2 protein-coding genes are annotated in these 687 nt (G+C 49.5%); both read right to left on the bottom strand.

Going from position 1 to position 687, the window contains the following annotated elements:
* Positions 1–379 (bottom strand): reverse transcriptase domain-containing protein (locus GQY27_RS22180; protein WP_268893051.1); only part of this gene is annotated, 379 nt, incomplete at its 3' end.
* Positions 264–687: reverse transcriptase domain-containing protein (locus GQY27_RS22175; RefSeq protein WP_268893050.1), on the bottom strand; the 424-nt coding region annotated here is incomplete at its 5' end. The genes GQY27_RS22180 and GQY27_RS22175, both read right to left, overlap by 116 nt.

The raw sequence follows: 687 nt of genomic DNA, 5'->3' as shown, positions 1-687 counted from the left end.
CATTCCTACCCTGACTTCGGCTCGTTAGTTCTTTCAACTTCTTCTTTGCTTTTGCGAGGGACTGGCCATGTACTCGAATATACACGCCACTTCTGTTCTTTCCCAAAGCAAAGCCAAGAAATTTAAAGTGCTTCCGGGCCATTACACTCACTACCTTGCTTTTCTGCGTATTGATTTGGAGTTTCAGTTTGTTCTCCAGGTATTTCCGGCAGGATTCCAAGAGACGCATTGCTGCCCGTTTGCTTTTGGCTAGCACTACGATGTCATCTGCATAGCGGATGACCTTCACTCCCCGGCCGTTCATCTCCTGGTCGAATTCGTTCAGGTAGATGTTTGCAAGTAGCGGCGATAAGGGGCCTCCTTGCGGAGATGACTCCACTTTTCAGATATTTCTTAATCAAATCGGTTACACGCTTATCCCCGATTTGTTTGCGTAAAAGATTCATCAGTAGCTCATGGTTCAGTGTGTCAAAGTATTTGGAGAGGTCAATTTCTACTACGTAGTCGTAACCCTGCTGCGCATACTCTTTTACCTTGCGAATGGCTTGCTGTGCGCTCCGCCCTGGGCGGTAGCCGTAGCTTCCCTCCGAAAAGAGTGGCTCAAACAGCGGCTGCAACTGCTGGGCAATCGCCTGCTGGGCAATCGCCTGCTGGATCACTCGGTCCACTACTGTGGGTATGCCAAGC

It is taken from the genome of Paenibacillus sp. An7 (assembly GCF_009870785.1).
GTDB lineage: Bacteria > Bacillota > Bacilli > Paenibacillales > Paenibacillaceae > Paenibacillus.
This window is presented reverse-complemented; position numbering and strand designations above follow the sequence as displayed.